The sequence below is a fragment of the Pseudomonas sp. 2hn genome, assembly GCF_019646095.1.
GTDB lineage: Bacteria > Pseudomonadota > Gammaproteobacteria > Pseudomonadales > Pseudomonadaceae > Aquipseudomonas > Aquipseudomonas peradeniyensis.
In genome coordinates this window covers 5,737,011-5,752,357 of sequence record NZ_CP081016.1, presented here as the reverse complement: position 1 = coordinate 5,752,357, position 15,347 = coordinate 5,737,011, and the positions used below count along the sequence as shown (strand labels likewise).

Annotated in this window: 9 protein-coding genes, 2 tRNA genes and 3 rRNA genes; 7 read left to right on the top strand and 7 right to left on the bottom strand. The window is 61.6% G+C overall.

What is annotated here, in order from left to right:
• Positions 1-14: 14 nt before the first annotated feature.
• The 5 genes from K2O50_RS25860 (at position 15) to rrf (K2O50_RS25840) (ending at position 3,779) form a co-directional block, all read left to right on the top strand.
• Positions 15-91 (top strand) — tRNA-Ile (locus tag K2O50_RS25860).
• Positions 92-97: 6 nt separating this feature from the next.
• Positions 98-173 (top strand) — tRNA-Ala (locus K2O50_RS25855).
• A 242-nt stretch (positions 174-415) separates the two neighbouring features.
• Positions 416-3,308 (top strand): 23S ribosomal RNA (locus K2O50_RS25850).
• A 130-nt stretch (positions 3,309-3,438) separates the two neighbouring features.
• Positions 3,439-3,554 (top strand): 5S ribosomal RNA (gene rrf / locus K2O50_RS25845).
• Between the two features lie 109 nt (positions 3,555-3,663).
• A 5S ribosomal RNA gene (gene rrf / locus K2O50_RS25840) occupies positions 3,664-3,779 on the top strand.
• Between the two features lie 354 nt (positions 3,780-4,133).
• On the opposite strand, the gene K2O50_RS25835 is transcribed toward rrf (K2O50_RS25840), so the two are convergent.
• From K2O50_RS25835 to K2O50_RS25810, 6 genes are all read right to left on the bottom strand, one after another.
• On the bottom strand, positions 4,134-4,601 hold the full coding sequence (locus K2O50_RS25835) for an SRPBCC family protein (RefSeq protein WP_050707502.1): 468 nt from the start codon (positions 4,599-4,601) through the stop codon (positions 4,134-4,136).
• 31 nt (positions 4,602-4,632) lie between these two features.
• Entirely contained in the window at positions 4,633-8,064 is a 3,432-nt protein-coding gene (locus tag K2O50_RS25830; RefSeq protein WP_050707501.1) for an amino acid adenylation domain-containing protein, read from the bottom strand.
• 10 nt (positions 8,065-8,074) lie between these two features.
• Positions 8,075-9,004 carry a diiron oxygenase gene (locus K2O50_RS25825; protein WP_050707500.1) on the bottom strand — a complete coding sequence of 310 codons (930 nt, stop codon included), beginning with the start codon at positions 9,002-9,004 and terminating at the stop codon, positions 8,075-8,077.
• Positions 9,001-9,777 (bottom strand): DUF3050 domain-containing protein, encoded by a 777-nt coding sequence (locus K2O50_RS25820; RefSeq protein ID WP_050707499.1) that lies wholly within the window; start codon positions 9,775-9,777, stop codon positions 9,001-9,003. The genes K2O50_RS25825 and K2O50_RS25820 overlap by 4 nt, the downstream gene beginning before the upstream one ends.
• Before the next feature lie 601 nt (positions 9,778-10,378).
• Positions 10,379-10,945 (bottom strand): hypothetical protein, encoded by a 567-nt coding sequence (locus K2O50_RS25815; RefSeq protein WP_156329681.1) that lies wholly within the window; start codon positions 10,943-10,945, stop codon positions 10,379-10,381.
• A 79-nt stretch (positions 10,946-11,024) separates the two neighbouring features.
• Complete coding sequence (locus tag K2O50_RS25810; RefSeq protein WP_050707497.1) at positions 11,025-11,717, bottom strand: GntR family transcriptional regulator; 693 nt, start codon at positions 11,715-11,717, stop codon at positions 11,025-11,027.
• A 271-nt stretch (positions 11,718-11,988) separates the two neighbouring features.
• Here K2O50_RS25810 and lapG point away from each other — a divergent pair, with 271 nt between their 5' ends.
• Both lapG and lapD read left to right on the top strand, forming a co-directional pair.
• Positions 11,989-12,690: a cysteine protease LapG gene (gene lapG, locus K2O50_RS25805; protein WP_256206043.1), complete on the top strand. Its 702-nt coding sequence runs from the start codon at positions 11,989-11,991 to the stop codon at positions 12,688-12,690.
• Positions 12,691-12,700: 10 nt separating this feature from the next.
• Entirely contained in the window at positions 12,701-14,647 is a 1,947-nt protein-coding gene (lapD, locus tag K2O50_RS25800; protein WP_050707495.1) for a cyclic di-GMP receptor LapD, read from the top strand.
• Positions 14,648-14,848: 201 nt separating this feature from the next.
• Here lapD and K2O50_RS25795 read toward each other — a convergent pair whose 3' ends face one another.
• Positions 14,849-15,190: a hypothetical protein gene (locus K2O50_RS25795; protein ID WP_050707494.1), complete on the bottom strand. Its 342-nt coding sequence runs from the start codon at positions 15,188-15,190 to the stop codon at positions 14,849-14,851.
• Between the last annotated feature and the right edge of the window lie 157 nt (positions 15,191-15,347).

The window sequence follows — 15,347 nt, the reverse complement described above, 5'->3', positions numbered from 1 at the left end:
TCAAGACCCTATATAGGTCTGTAGCTCAGTTGGTTAGAGCGCACCCCTGATAAGGGTGAGGTCGGCAGTTCAAATCTGCCCAGACCTACCAATATGCGGGGCCATAGCTCAGCTGGGAGAGCGCCTGCCTTGCACGCAGGAGGTCAGCGGTTCGATCCCGCTTGGCTCCACCACTTTCTGTTGTGTCTACTTGATCAGAACTTAGAAATGAGCATTCGTTGATGAATGTTGATTTCTGACTTTTGTCAGATCGTTCTTTAAAAATTCGGATATGTGATAGATAGACTGAATACCAGTTTCACTGCTGGTTATTCAGGCTAAGGTAAAATTTGTGAGTTCTGCTCAGCAATGAGCGAAATGCGAATTTTCGGCGAATGTCGTCTTCACAGTATAACCAGATTGCTTGGGGTTATATGGTCAAGTGAAGAAGCGCATACGGTGGATGCCTTGGCAGTCAGAGGCGATGAAAGACGTGGTAGCCTGCGATAAGCTTTGGGGAGTCGGCAAACAGACTGTGATCCAGAGATCTCTGAATGGGGGAACCCAGCCAGCATAAGCTGGTTATCTTGTACTGAATACATAGGTGCAAGAGGCGAACCAGGGGAACTGAAACATCTAAGTACCCTGAGGAAAAGAAATCAACCGAGATTCCCTTAGTAGTGGCGAGCGAACGGGGACCAGCCCTTAAGCTGGTTTGAGATTAGTGGAACGCTCTGGAAAGTGCGGCCATAGTGGGTGATAGCCCCGTACACGAAAATCTCTTGCCAGTGAAATCGAGTAGGACGGAGCACGAGAAACTTTGTCTGAACATGGGGGGACCATCCTCCAAGGCTAAATACTACTGACTGACCGATAGTGAACCAGTACCGTGAGGGAAAGGCGAAAAGAACCCCGGAGAGGGGAGTGAAATAGAACCTGAAACCGTATGCGTACAAGCAGTGGGAGCCTACTTTGTTAGGTGACTGCGTACCTTTTGTATAATGGGTCAGCGACTTATATTCAGTGGCGAGCTTAACCGAATAGGGGAGGCGTAGCGAAAGCGAGTCTTAATAGGGCGCTTTAGTCGCTGGGTATAGACCCGAAACCGGGCGATCTATCCATGGGCAGGTTGAAGGTTAGGTAACACTGACTGGAGGACCGAACCGACTACCGTTGAAAAGTTAGCGGATGACCTGTGGATCGGAGTGAAAGGCTAATCAAGCTCGGAGATAGCTGGTTCTCCTCGAAAGCTATTTAGGTAGCGCCTCATGTATCACTGTAGGGGGTAGAGCACTGTTTCGGCTAGGGGGTCATCCCGACTTACCAAACCGATGCAAACTCCGAATACCTACAAGTGCCGAGCATGGGAGACACACGGCGGGTGCTAACGTCCGTCGTGAAAAGGGAAACAACCCAGACCGTCAGCTAAGGTCCCAAAGTCATGGTTAAGTGGGAAACGATGTGGGAAGGCTTAGACAGCTAGGAGGTTGGCTTAGAAGCAGCCACCCTTTAAAGAAAGCGTAATAGCTCACTAGTCGAGTCGGCCTGCGCGGAAGATGTAACGGGGCTCAAACCATGCACCGAAGCTACGGGTATCACCTCTGGTGATGCGGTAGAGGAGCGTTCTGTAAGCCTGTGAAGGTGAGTTGAGAAGCTTGCTGGAGGTATCAGAAGTGCGAATGCTGACATGAGTAACGACAATGCGAGTGAAAAACTCGCACGCCGAAAGACCAAGGTTTCCTGCGCAACGTTAATCGACGCAGGGTTAGTCGGTCCCTAAGGCGAGGCTGAAAAGCGTAGTCGATGGAAAACAGGTTAATATTCCTGTACTTCCAGTTATTGCGATGGAGGGACGGAGAAGGCTAGGCCAGCTTGGCGTTGGTTGTCCAAGTTTAAGGTGGTAGGCTGAGATCTTAGGCAAATCCGGGATCTCAAGGCCGAGAGCTGATGACGAGTGCTCTTTAGAGCGCGAAGTGGTTGATGCCATGCTTCCAAGAAAAGCTCCTAAGCTTCAGATAACTGGGAACCGTACCCCAAACCGACACAGGTGGTTAGGTAGAGAATACCAAGGCGCTTGAGAGAACTCGGGTGAAGGAACTAGGCAAAATGGCACCGTAACTTCGGGAGAAGGTGCGCCGGTGAGGGTGAAGCACTTGCTGCGTAAGCCCACGCCGGTCGAAGATACCAGGCCGCTGCGACTGTTTATTAAAAACACAGCACTCTGCAAACACGAAAGTGGACGTATAGGGTGTGACGCCTGCCCGGTGCCGGAAGGTTAATTGATGGGGTTAGCGCAAGCGAAGCTCTTGATCGAAGCCCCGGTAAACGGCGGCCGTAACTATAACGGTCCTAAGGTAGCGAAATTCCTTGTCGGGTAAGTTCCGACCTGCACGAATGGCGTAACGATGGCGGCGCTGTCTCCACCCGAGACTCAGTGAAATTGAAATCGCTGTGAAGATGCAGTGTATCCGCGGCTAGACGGAAAGACCCCGTGAACCTTTACTATAGCTTTGCACTGGACTTTGAGCTTGCTTGTGTAGGATAGGTGGGAGGCTTTGAAGTGGGGACGCCAGTTCTCATGGAGCCATCCTTGAAATACCACCCTGGCAACCTTGAGGTTCTAACTCAGGTCCGTTATCCGGATCGAGGACAGTGTATGGTGGGTAGTTTGACTGGGGCGGTCTCCTCCCAAAGAGTAACGGAGGAGTACGAAGGTGCGCTCAGACCGGTCGGAAATCGGTCGTAGAGTATAAAGGCAAAAGCGCGCTTGACTGCGAGACACACACGTCGAGCAGGTACGAAAGTAGGTCTTAGTGATCCGGTGGTTCTGTATGGAAGGGCCATCGCTCAACGGATAAAAGGTACTCCGGGGATAACAGGCTGATACCGCCCAAGAGTTCATATCGACGGCGGTGTTTGGCACCTCGATGTCGGCTCATCACATCCTGGGGCTGAAGCCGGTCCCAAGGGTATGGCTGTTCGCCATTTAAAGTGGTACGCGAGCTGGGTTTAGAACGTCGTGAGACAGTTCGGTCCCTATCTGCCGTGGACGTTTGAGATTTGAGAGGGGCTGCTCCTAGTACGAGAGGACCGGAGTGGACGAACCTCTGGTGTTCCGGTTGTCACGCCAGTGGCATTGCCGGGTAGCTATGTTCGGAAGAGATAACCGCTGAAAGCATCTAAGCGGGAAACTTGCCTCAAGATGAGATCTCACTGGAGCCTTGAGCTCCCTGAAGGGCCGTCGAAGACTACGACGTTGATAGGTTGGGTGTGTAAGCGCTGTGAGGCGTTGAGCTAACCAATACTAATTGCCCGTGAGGCTTGACCATATAACACCCAAGCAATTTGCAAAGCGCAGATTGCGGTGGTGAAGACGAAAGAACCGAAAGTTCGCAACATCACAAATCGCATATCCGAATTCGCTGGAGTATCCATCTGGATGTTCTGGCAACAGAATTTCTTGACGACCATAGAGCATTGGAACCACCTGATCCCATCCCGAACTCAGCAGTGAAACGATGCATCGCCGATGGTAGTGTGGGGTTTCCCCATGTGAGAGTAGGTCATCGTCAAGATTCATTTCGCAAAACCCCTATCTGCGCGAGCAGGTAGGGGTTTTGTCTTTAAGTAGAGAGTACAGAGATTCGCTGGCACGTCCCTCGGACGGACCGGCACACAGAATTTCTTGACGACCATAGAGCATTGGAACCACCTGATCCCATCCCGAACTCAGCAGTGAAACGATGCATCGCCGATGGTAGTGTGGGGTTTCCCCATGTGAGAGTAGGTCATCGTCAAGATTCAATTCCAAAGCCCCTGATCGCGATGCGGTCGGGGGCTTTGTCTTTTCAGGGCTTCGATGATCGAGCTCCCTGGGCTGTCGCGAAGGGAACAGCATTCCCAGGCACAGCACGGCCCCTGTGGGAGCGGGTTTACCCGCGAAGAATCCAACGCGGAGCCTGGCACCGGCTACGCCGGTGTTCGCGGGTAAACCCGCTCCCACAGGGGCGCGGATTACCAGTGAACTCTGTTCCTTGCACGTCAGCGTAGCCCGAACGTCTATCCCCCGACCCTTGATATCCAAGACAAAAAAAGGCCGCTCCCGGTTGGGAGCGGCCTTTTTGCTCTCGGGGCATACGCCCCTGCCAGTGGGATCAGCTCAGCAGATTACGCACATTGCCCATCGCCTCGTCGGCAAAGCCCTGCAGGAACGCCTGGAAGCCCGGCAGGGCCTCTGGACCACCCTCCCAGGGCTCGGCCTGGATGGTCCAGGTCGCACGGCTGCGGCTGGCATCGATCACCTGCACTTGCATGGCAGCCCACAGGTTGCCGATATTCAGGCTGGTGTAGATCAGGCTCCAGGTCATGTGCATGGCCTGCTCGTCACGGCTGTTCAACTGCTCGATCACCACGTTGCCATCCTTGAACAGCTTCTTGCGCACTGAGCGCACGCCAGTGCCGGTCATCTCGATATGCGCCAGCGCCGGGATGAACACCGGGAAGCCAGCGAAATTGCCGACGATGTTCCACACGCTGGCGGCCGGGGCGGCGATTTCGACGCTGGAAACCACCAGGCAGCCTTGCGGGTTGCGGATCAGGGTGTCGGGTTTGAGTGCTTGCATGGGATGTTGCTCCTGTTGTGGATAAAAGGGGTCAGATGAAGCCGATGTCGGCCAGGTAGCGGCAGCCGCGGCTGAGCAGCGCCGGGTCCTTGCTCGGGTAACGGGCGCCCATGCGCTGAACGCCGGCACGGGCGTTGTCGTGGGCGATACCGGAGATGTCGCCGATGTCTTCCTCGAAGCCGTCCAGGTAGAAGCCCAGGACGTCGTACAGCGCGTTATCGCGGTCGACGCGGGCCAACTGGCGTTGCCACTGCTCGACGCTGACCAGCTCGAAGGCGTGGCCCTGTGCATGGAACGACGCCAGGTAGTCACGCCAGCGCAGCGGTTCGGGGTTGTGCAGGTTGAACACGCATTGGCCAGCCTGGTGGCGGCTGCTGTGGAAGGCGATGAAACGGGACAGGAAGTCCACCGGCATGAGGTCGAAGTCGATCTCCAGCCCCGGCACCTGGCCCAGTTGCAGCGAACCCTTTAGCATCAGCATCAGCCGGTTGCGCTGGGGCTGGCAGGCGCCCGTACGGCTGTCGAAAGTGATGTTGCCGGGGCGGAACAGGTTGACCCACACGCCCTGCTCGCGGGCGCGGCTGAGGATGCGCTCACCGACCCATTTGCTCAGGTTGTAGCCATTGCGGATGTAGATCGGCGGGGTACTGGCGGGGTCGCTTTCCAGCACGCGGCCGTCGTTGTCCACCGCGCTGCACGCGGACAGGGTCGAGACGAAGTTGAAGATCTTCTTGCGTCGGCCTTCGCACAACCGCAGGCACTCGAACAACGGCTCGATGTTGTCGGCGGCCAGCACCTCGTAGTCGAGCACATGGTTGACCTGCGCGGCGTTGTGCAGCAGGGCGCCATAATGGTTGTCCAGGTCGTCGTAAGCGGCCTGGGACAAGCCCAGCAGCGGCTTGCGCAGGTCCGCCTCGAACACCCGTACGCGGCTCAGGTCCAGGGCAATATGGTTGTCCCGCAAGGCCTGGGCGAAGCGCTCCTCGGCGGACTGCCCACCGGCGCGGCGTACCAGGCAGGCGACTTCGGTGGCGCCCCACTCCAGCAGGGCTTCGACCAGGTGCACGCCAAGGAAGCTGTTGGCCCCGGTGACGATGACCTTGTGCACATCGCCCAGACGCTCCATCGGCAGCACCTGCAGGCCGAGATCGCGGTTGGCGTCCTGCTCCAGGCGCGCCAGGGAGGTCCGCAGCGCATCATCGTTGCCGTCGAGCAGCGCGCCCAGGCGCTGCAGGGTCGGCTGCTCGATGAAACGGTTGATCGCCACACCCTGGCCGAAGTGTTCCCGGACCTCCAACAACAGGCGCGATAGCAGGATCGAGTGCCCGCCCAGGTTGAAGAAGCTGTCGTCCATGGAGATGTCGGCTGGCGGCAGTTCCAGCAATTCGCTCCACAGCTGCAGCAGGCGCTTCTCGGTCTCGGTCGTCGGCGTGATGCGCGCGTGCGTCGGCAGGGTCAGTGGCCGTGCCGACAATGCCCGGCGGTCCACCTTGCCGTTGGCCGTATAGGGCATGTGCTCCAGCATTTGGTAGAACATCGGGCGCATGTAGTCGGGCAGGTGCCGTTCGGCATGATCGCGCAGCAAGGCTTGTGCATCGGCCCGCTGCGGATAGGCGAGGAAGGCCAGGATCCGGCGCTGTGCGTCGATCACCACCGCCACCTGGGCGAACAGCTGGCTGTCGCGCAGGCAGTGCTCGATCTCCTCGGGCTCGACCCGGAAACCTCGGATCTTCACCTGATTGTCACGCCGTCCGCACAGCTCGATGCCCTGGGCGGTCCACTTGCCGATGTCTCCGGTGCGATAGGCACGCAGCGTGCGGCCGGCGGGCAGGCTCAACTCGACGAAGCGTTCGGCGGTGAGTGCCGGCTTGTTCAGATAGCCCAGGCCGACACCGGGCCCGGCGATGTAAAGCTCGCCCGGGGTCTGCTCCGCTACCGGTTGCAGTGCCTGATCGAGTATCAGCACCTGGGTGTTGGCGATCGGCAGGCCCAGGTTGCGGTTGCTGTCGCCGCTGGCGAACACCCGGGTGGTGGCCAGCACGGTGGTTTCCGTCGGCCCGTAGATGTTGTGCATCCGGCACTGACCGGCCAGGCGGGCGATGACCTCCGGCTCACAGACGTCGCCGCCGGTGATCAGGTGGCGCAGGCCGAGATGGAGATCGCGTGGCAGGATGCTCAGCAGGGCCGGTGGCAGGAACGCGTGGCTGACTTCCTGGCTGTGGATAAGTTGTACCAATTGCTGCGGATCACGGCGCTGGTCCTCGCTGGGCAGCACCAGTTCGGCACCGCAGGCGAAGGTCGGCAGGATGTCCAGCAGCGAGGCATCGAAGCCGATGGTGGAGAACTGCAGCACCCGGCTGTGTCCGTCCAGGGCCACATGCTCGCGGTACCAGGCCATGAAGTGCGCCAGGTTGCGCTGGCTGAGCAGCACGCCCTTGGGCTGGCCGGTGGTGCCGGAGGTGTAGATCGCCACGCAGGCCTGCTCGGCGCCGGCCTGGCGCAGCGCCAGGCCAGGCAACGGCATGTCTGACGTCGTTGCGAGGCTGCGAACATCCACATGGGGGATATCCACAGGCACATGCCCGTCATGCAGCACGACGCAGGCACCGGCATCCTCGAGGATCGACTGGCGTCGTTCGGCCGGTGTGGCCGGGTCCAGCGGCAGGTAGATGGCCGCACAGCCCAGTACCGCCAGCAGGCTGGCATAAAGGTCGGGCGTCTTGTCCATGCACACGGCGACCACCGGTGGCTGTTCACCGGGTTCGGGCAGCAACGGCGCCAGGGTCTGTTGGATGGCGACGGTGCGGGCATGCAGCTGGCGATAGCTTGTGCGCTGGCCGGCGTGGTTCAGGGCGGAGCATTCGGCATGCAGGCGCAGGCTGTGCTCCAGTGTTTCGACCAGGCTCGTCTCGGCCTTCTCCAGCAGGTCGGCGCGCAGCGTGCGGTTGAACGGGTGGCGGTAGGCCAGTGCTTCCAGCCAGTCCAGGCCATGCTCGCGCTCCTGGTCGCCGGGGCTTACCGCGGGCGCTTCCTGCAAATGTGCAGGATTGCGGGCAAAGCGGGTGACCTGCAGGGCCAGTTGATCACACAAGGCCTGCAGGGCGTCTTCACGCAACTGCTGGCCGTTGCCGGAGCTTGGCGCGTGGATCGCCGCTCGCTGGATCAGCCGCTGGGCGCTGGCACTGCCGCACCAGCACAGGGCTTCGAGTTGCGGCAGGGGCTCGGCGAAGCTGGCGCCCAGGCGCAGCCTGAGAAGCGGCGTGTCACCCAGGGTCTGCCAGTCGCTGCTGCCCAGGGCCAGGCTGCCATCTTCCACCACCAGGTCCGGCCGGGCCGACAGGTGCTGGCGCAAGGCTTGCGCGCTGTCGGCGGTGGCCGAGCCATGGCCGTGCTCGTCGAGCAGGCGGGCGAATGCCTCCAGGGTGGGGCTGATGCCCACCAGGAGTATGTCGAGGCGTCTCATGTCCAGGTCCTCAGGGCAGGTAGTCGCGCAGGGCGTCTTGCACGCAGGGCGACTCGAGCATCGAGCTGCTGCGGAAGAAACGCAGGATGTTGCCCAGCAACGGATGCTGGTGATTGATCGGGTAGGCCAGGCCTTGCGCTTCCTCGCGCAGGGCCTGGCGCACCGTTTCGTTCACCGGCAAGGCGGCGATCAGGGCGCAGTCGAAAGCCTGCTGGATGTCGCTGGTCAGGTACTGGCGCAGGAACAGCGGCAGTACCTTGGCGATCGCCTGGCGATCCGCTTGCGGCGCGGTGTGCCAGTAGATGCGCGTCAGCCGCGCCCAGAAGCTGGAATGGCGGCCTTCATCCAGCAGGTGATCGGCCATCAGTCCCTTCACCGAGGGCTTGACCGAGTCGTCCTTGGCAAAGGCCGCGACATCGTCGGTCAGGGTGTTCTCGGCGATGCCCACGCAGATCAGCTCCAGCGCATCGCGCAGTGCCTCGGGCACTTGGTCCAGCACGGCCGGAATGGCGCGGCTGAGTTCGATCTCCTGGGGCAGGGCGATCGGCTCGATGCCGGTCAGGGCGATGGTCTGCTGCAGGAAGTCCATCGCCACCAGGGCGTGATAGTCCTCGTCCACCACCACGGTCATCGCGTCGTAGCGGCAGGCGAACGGGAAACGCACGGCAAAGCGATCCTTGGCGATGCGCCGGGCGGTGCGATCGACGATCTCGGTCTCGAAGATCACCACATCGTTGATGAACTTGTAGAGACTTTGCACCAGCACGAAATCACGCAGCTGCGGACATTCGCGCTGGAACGTCGCGCCGAGCACCAGGGGTTGGCGGCTCAGGGGGTAGATCAGTCGCTGGTCATCCTCCACCAGGCGCCGGGGCCGGGTGCGGATGGTCGCCCGAGCCTCCCAGGCCTCGGCAAAGGAGCGGTACTCGAGGGCATTCATGGGGTGACCTCGGCGACAGGTGTCTGCAGCGAGGCCCGCAGGCGGTCCCACAGCGCCATGCGGCTGTCCACCGCGGCGATGGCGGCCACGTAGACGTCCTCCTGGCGCAGTGGGTCGTGATCGACCAGGCGGGCCAGCAATTGTTCGGCGGCAGGCCCATGGTCCTCGGAGTCCACCTCGATGTGGCGTTGCAGGTAGTAACGGAAGGTCGGCGCCTGCTCGGTGCCGATGCCCCACTCGTCGAGGATCTGCTGGAACATCGCCGGGATCACGCTTTCCCGGCCGTGCAGGAAGGCGGCCGCGACCCGATGGGCCGGTGCGTCGAGGGCCACCTCGAGGGTGTCGCGGACGAATCGCTGGGCGGCTTCACTGGCACCGCAGCGCTGCAGGGCTTCGATGGCCGTGATGCCCTGCTGCTGCAGGCTGATGAAGCGGTCGATGGCCTGGGTGCTGGCGCCGACTTCGCGCATGGCATCCAGGTACAGCTCGAAGTGGCTGTAGTGGCCGTGGTCGAGACGGTCGTCCGATTCTTCGCCCAGCACGATCTCGTTGATCAGACGCGCAGCGGCCGGATCCGCCGGCGGTAGCCAGGGCAGGCTGACGCAGGTCAGCTCCTGCTGCAGGCGCTTGGTCAGTGACATGAAGTCCCAGACTGCAAAAACATGGGTTTCCATGAATCGGCGCAGTGTCTGCAGCGAGTCGATTTCGGAAAAGAGCGGGTGCAGGGAAAGTTCATGTTTTTTGTCGGAAAGTGTGCGCTTCAATGTGCTCATGATGAGGTCCGTTATGGATGGCATTCAGGGGTTAAGTTGCTCTGCACATCGTTCGTTATATAAATTCCAGGCGAAGTGATGCCTCGAATGAAATTTCGACATCGAACAACGAGTAGAGGCCGGCAGGGCTTGTCTGGCAAGGCGTCCACGGTGATGCCTGGCCGCCCTTGGCTGGCGCTATAAAAGTTAGAACAACTTCAAAGTTTGCCGCAATTGTTTTTTTGATTATTTTATGCTCGGACTTTTCTTGAAATATAAGTGCCCGAATAAAACTTTGAGTAAGTTTTATTTTGGCAATATGTGCTCCTTCCGATAAATAACGATCAGAAAAATAGACACAGAGTGAATGCCTCACTCGGAGCACTGATGAACGGAGATGGGAGAGTGACTATTGGAGGGCGGCTGATCGCGTGCGGTCCTTGCCCTGGTGCCAGATTCCTTCTGCAGGTGAATGAGGAGGCAGGCGGCCAGGTCCACGTCTGATGATCAGCGGCCGCTGCGGGGAGTAGAGTGTGCCCAAAATGCTGGCACTGCCATGGCCGTCAGCAGGCAGGGCAGAGGAAATATCCGCTTGGTCTGCGCCAGGAGGGCGGGGGAAGGGTCAGTAGCTGAGCAGCCCGAGGTGGCTGTTGAAGATGCGCACCAGGCGCTGGTTGAGCAACGAGGCATCGACCGATGGCAGCGGCAACTCGATCAGCTCAAGCTCCCGACGCACCAGGCTGTGCCAGCCGAGCATCGCCGCCAGGGAGCCAGGCGGGTAGAGCACGGTCATCGGTACATGCAAGGGCAGGTTGGTCGTGCTGAACTGTGGGCTGTCACAGCTTGAAACAAACAAGTGACGGGTCTGCCCCGGGCAAGCCTCCTGCACCTGCTGGATCAGGGCCAGGGCGATGTGTGCACCCAGCCCCTGGGCGAACATGGCGTGGGGCTGTCCGAGATAGGGTTGAAGCTGTTCGCGCAGGGCCTGGGTCAGGCGCCCGGCCACGGGCAGCGCGGCGGACTGTTCCAGGTCGGCAATGCTCGGGACATCGACCGCGACCAGTTCGATGGGGTCGCTGAGGGTCCTGGCCCAGGTGCGGTACTGGGCAAGTTGCTGCCGGGTGCTGGCCAGGCAGATCAGGCGGATCCTGGACGGTTGGTCGGGCGTGGTTTCCTGTCGCGTCTGCACGTGCACTGCCGTTCCTTGTGGCGGATCGTGTCTGCGCAGCGACGCGGTCGCTGAGGTCGGCTGCGCGGTTGAGCAGGGATCAGTTGCCCGATTGCCTGTCGAGGTAGCTCCTGATGGTGCGCGCGGCGTGATTCAGGTGCTCTTCCAGAAGCTCGATGGCCCTTTCCACCAGTTTGTCGCTGGCGGCGTCGACCAGGGCAATGTGGTCGTCCTGGGTGAGCTTGCCCAGCCCCATCGAGGACAGGTGGAAGCGCAGGAAGCGTTCCTCCTCGTTGAGCTCGATCTCGATCATGCGCAGCAGTTTCTGGTTTTGCGCCTTGCTGTAGAGGGCCATGTGGAACAGACGGTTGAGCCGGCCGATCTCGGCGTGGCGGGTCTCGCTCTCCAGCTGGCGGATATACGCCCTGGCCTGGGCGATGTCGTCGGCATCGAGCAGGGGGATCGACTGGCGCAGCGCCTCGGTCTCGAGCAGTACGCGCAGGGCGTAGGTGTCGACGGCGTCCTCGCCGATCAGTGGCGCCACCACGGCGCCTTTGTGCATCACCACCTGCAGCAGGGACTGCGCCTCGAGCTGACGCAGCGCTTCGCGCACGGGCATGCGGCTGACGCCGAACAGGGTCGCCAGCTCTTGCTGGCGCACGGCGGTGCCCGGTGGCAGGCGGCCGTCGAGGATGGCACTGCGCAGGCGCTCTTCTATGACACTGCGGGCCAGGTGCGGCGGTACCTGCTCGCTGCCCAGCACGGTGCTCAGGAGTTTGGGTTTCTCAGCCACGCGGGGTTCGCCTCGGCAACATGAAAATTGGATCCAATAACCCTAGTGAGGGAAGGGGGCGCTTGTCAAACGGATTGATCAAGCGGGTGCGCCATGGCGCACTCACGAAACGCGGCTATCGTGAAGCAAGTTGCCGGCATTGGGAAGATGGCCAAGGTCGCCAGCCCTTGTACGAAGCGGGTTTGCCGACAGTTGGCAGCACGGGCACCCGATGCCATTGTCTTTTCCCGCGCCAGCCCGCACCATCGCTGCTTTCGACTGATCTGAACGGGTGTCCGTAGTGGCGATACCTTGGCCTCGCAATGCAACCGTACGCCGGCTCGGCCTCGCCGTGCTGCTCGGCTGCCTGTGGCTGGGCGCTACCCAGGCGGATTGGGACTTCTCGCAGATCAGCCGCCGTGCGCAGGCATTGTATGGCCCGCTGGGGCCGGGGCAGGGGCGCATCGATGCCTGGCAGAACCTGCTGGCGGCGCAGAAGCAGGGCAGCGAGCTGGAGCAGTTGCAGGTGGTCAACCTGTTCTTCAACAAGCAGTTGCGCTACGTCGAGGACATCGACCTGTGGCACGAGGTCGACTACTGGGCCACGCCGGTGCAGTCGCTGATCAAGGGTGCGGGCGACTGCGAGGACTATGCCATCGCCAAGTACTTCAGCCTGCGGCGCATGGGCATCCCGGCGGAAAAGCTGCGCATCACCTACGTCAAGGCCTTGCGCCAGAACCGTGCGCACATGGTCCTGACCTATTATTCAAGCCCACAGGCCCAGCCTCTGGTGCTCGACAGCCTGATGGACGCGATCAAGCCGGCCAGCCAGCGCACCGACCTGCTGCCGGTGTATGCCTTCAATGGTGAAGGCCTGTGGCTGACCGGCGCTGGCGGCAACAAGAAGGTCGGCGACACCAAGCGCCTGTCGCGGTGGCAGGACTTGCTGAAGAAAATGCAGGCCGAAGGGTTCCCGGCCGAACCGGTTTACTGAAGGAGCACAGATGTCACTGTTCAAACAATTGCTGCTAGCCATTTGCCTGTTCCTGGTGGTCGCCTTCAGTGGCAGCTTCATGGTCAGCCTGGAGAGCTCGCGCAGCCAGTACGTCAACCAGCTGCGCTCCCATGCCCAGGATGCGGCGACCGCGCTGGCGCTGTCGCTGACACCGAACATCGACGACCCGGCGATGGTCGAGCTGATGGTCAGTTCGATCTTCGACAGTGGCTACTATTCGAGCATCAAGGTCATCGACCTGGACTCCAATGCCGTGCTGGTCGAGCGCCATGCCGAACCCGACGCGGGTGGCGTGCCGGGTTGGTTCATCCAGCTGATCGGCCTGGACCCGGCCGGTGGCGACGCCATCGTCAGCCGCGGCTGGCAGCAGGCGGCGCGGGTCGAGGTGATCAGCCATCCGATGTTCGCCCTGGCCAAGCTCTGGCAGAGCGCCCTGGGCAGCCTGGGCTGGCTGCTGCTGTGCGGCGCGGCAAGCGCGGTGCTCGGGGCGCTGCTGTTGCGTCGCCAACTGCGCCCGCTCGACTACATGGTGGCGCAGTCCCACGCCATTGCCCGCCGTGAATTCCTCAGCCTGCCGGAATTGCCGCGCACGCCCGAGCTGCGTCGGGTGGTGCAGGCGATGAACCAGATGGTCGAGAAACTCAAGGCGCTGTTCACCGAGCAGGCCGAGCGCAGCGAGAAGCTGCGTGCCGAGTCGTACCAGGACAGCCTTACCGGGTTGGCCAACCGTCGTTACTTCGAAATGCAGCTCAACGCCCGGGTCAGCAATCTGGAGGAGGCCCGTGCTGGCTACCTGCTGTTGCTGCGGGTCCAGGACCTGGCGGGCCTGAACGCGCGCCTGGGTGGCCAGCGCACCGACCAGCTGCTGCAGGCGGTGGGCGAGCAGTTGCGCCGCACCTGCGCGAACTTCCCCGAGACCAACGACCTGATCACCCGCAGCCGTGGCGGCGAGTTCGCGGTGCTGGCGCCGGGGATGGTGCATGACGAAGCGATCCAGCTGGCCCAGGCCCTGGAGACCACCTTGCAGAGCCTGCACGAGACCGGCGCCAGCGATGTCGACCCGGTAGCCTGCATCGGCCTGGCGCCCTACAGCCCCGGGGATGCCCCGCAAGCGCTGCTCAAGCTCGCCGACGAGGCCCTGGCTCGTGCCGAGAGCCAGCCCGCGCCGGGCTGGGTGTGCCTGGAGCAGGGCGCCGCAGGCCAGGCCGCCGACAGCCACCACGCCTGGCACACACGCCTGGACCAGGCGTTGGACAAGGGACAGTTCGAGCTGTTCTTCCAGCCCGTCGTGGACGCCAGGGCGCCAGAGCGGGTGCTGCACTACAAGGTCATCTCGCGCCTGCACGACGAGCAGGGCGAAGCCCTGGCCGCAGGCCGCTTCCTGCCGTGGCTGGAGCGCTTCGGCTGGATGGCGCGGCTGGACCTGCTGGTGCTGGAAAAAGTGCTCAAGCACTTGCAGGGGCATGGCGAGGCGCTGGCGCTGAACCTGTCGGCCGCGACCCTGGCCGATCCCAAGGCGCTGCAGCGGGTCTACGAGCTGCTGGGGCAGCATGGGGCGCTGGGACGGCGGCTGACCTTCGAGATCGGCGAGGAGCAACTGCCCGAACAATCGGTGCTGGAGCAGCTGACCCGACGCCTGCGCGCCCTGGGCTTCAGCCTGGCGCTGCAGCGCTTCGGCGGGCGCTTCAGCATGATCGGCAACCTCGCCCACCTGGGCCTGGCCTACCTGAAGATCGACGGTGGTTATATCCGCAACATCGACCAGGAGCGGCACAAGCGCCTGTTCATCGAGGCCATCCAGCGGGCGGCGCACAGCATCGACCTGCCGCTGATCGCCGAGCGGGTGGAGACCGAAGGGGAGCTGAAGGTACTACGGGAGATGGGCGTGCAGGGAATTCAAGGGCAACTGGTAGGTGGGCCGGCACCCTGGCGTTAGGTTAAAGCCTGTGGGAACGGATAAACCCGCTCTCATGGAACAAAACACTTGACTGAGGCAGCGTGGGAGCGGGCTTGCCCCGCGATGCGACGTTTGGCACCGGCTACGCCGGTGATCCGGGCGGTGCGGCGTTCCGACAAGCCCGCTCCCACGCTGGAACTCTGTTACCTGCGAGACAGCGTAGCCCGAAGGGCTGGGTGATCAGATCAACCCGCCGTTCTCATCGTCCTCGATCAAGTTGTTCAGGCCGCCTAGCGCCTCACGTGCGCTGGCACGACTGAGCAGCTTGGCCTGGGCGCCGGGCGGCAGGTCGGTGATACTGAACACCCCCTTGGCGGTCAGTACCTCGATCAGGTCCTCCAGCACCCGGATCATGTCCAGGTCGCTCTGCTTGAGCTGCTTGAGGCTGTTCTCGACAACGTTGTCGGCGAACCATTCCTGGATCTCGGCATTGTCTGCCGGGACCATGTCGTTGAAACCACCGAATTCGGCGGCTTCCACCCGCAGCAAACGGCCGTCAGCGTCGCGTTGCACGTAGAACATGGCGGCGTCCCTCGTCACGATGAATCCTTTTTGGTAGTCAGCAGCATAGGCAAAGTTCACCGGGCATGTAAGCCCGGTGCACGAGTATGCGCGTGAAGGGATGGCTGGAAAAGCCCGCGCCCCCGACGCCGGCCCTTGCGGGCCGAGGTCGGGGGTG